The organism is Achromobacter maghribensis (genome assembly GCF_057334215.1).
In genome coordinates this window covers 19,901-20,869 of the sequence record NZ_JBHFII010000050.1, presented here as the reverse complement: position 1 = coordinate 20,869, position 969 = coordinate 19,901, and the positions used below count along the sequence as shown (strand labels likewise).

Sequence of the window (969 nt, the reverse complement as noted above, 5' to 3'; positions counted from 1 at the left end):
CGCCGGACTGCCCCGTCGTCATCCTCGTCACTGCCTTTGGCAGTTCCTTCGGATTCCCTTGGGCGCATCGACTCCCCGCGCACCCCGTGCCCCCGCCACGCCGGGCTGCGGGGTCGAGAATTGGACAGTCGCTGGGGAGGGTGGGGTGCTTGGCGTGTTGTTGACGCGCCAGTGGGTGGGGGAGGAGTGTGCAGGGACGCCAAAAGCGGCCGCGCGGGCGGCCTTTTTTGGCATAGGGATGTGCCTGGTGGGAGGGGGGGCGCTGGCGCGCTTTGGTGGGGGCGCGGTGGATAAGGGTGTGGGTAAGTCGGTGGATTGGGGGTGGATAGGCAGTGGATAGGCGGTGGATAAGACGGGGTAACTTATGGGGCGGCTGGCCGCATAACCTTTGGTGACGCTTGTGTCGGAGGGGGACTCGGGTTTTCCCGTGGATATCTAGTACCCTGCTTCGTTGCCCGATGTTGATGCTTCGGGCTGCGACGGGGCGCCTGAAGGCGCATCCGCCCTTTCACTTCTTTGTTTGTAGCCATGACCCTGACGTTCAATGGGCGCGCGTTCGCCGCCCTGCTTGCCGTGACCGCGCTGTTGGCGCTGATTGCCCTGTATGGCGCGCCCTATCCGTTCTTGCGCGGATTCGTAGGAGACGTGGTGGCGGTGGGCTGGGTTTATCTGGTGTATCGGACGTTTGTCCGCGCGCGCGTGGGGGCGCTGGCCGTGGCGGCGTTGCTTACGGCGTATGCGGTGGAGTTCGGGCAGTACCTGGCGCGGCAGAACGGGTGGCAGATCGAACAGCCGGTGCTGCGCGTGGTGTTTGGCAGCGTGCCGGATTGGTGGGACGTGGTGGCCTACACCGTGGGGTTCGCGGTCGTGCTGGTGTTGGCCCTTGCCAACGCGCACCGCCAGCGCAATGCCGCGTTGCGGGATGCCCGCGCGCGGGCAAGCTTGCGCGCCCGCCGCTAAGCGGCGGGG

Annotated in this window: 1 protein-coding gene; it reads left to right on the top strand. The window is 66.6% G+C overall.

What is annotated here, in order from left to right; translation table 11 throughout:
- Positions 1 to 528 precede the first annotated feature (528 nt).
- Complete coding sequence (locus ACE039_RS22730) at positions 529 to 960, top strand: DUF2809 domain-containing protein (RefSeq protein WP_105559618.1); 432 nt, start codon at positions 529 to 531, stop codon at positions 958 to 960.
- The last annotated feature ends 9 nt before the right edge of the window (positions 961 to 969 follow it).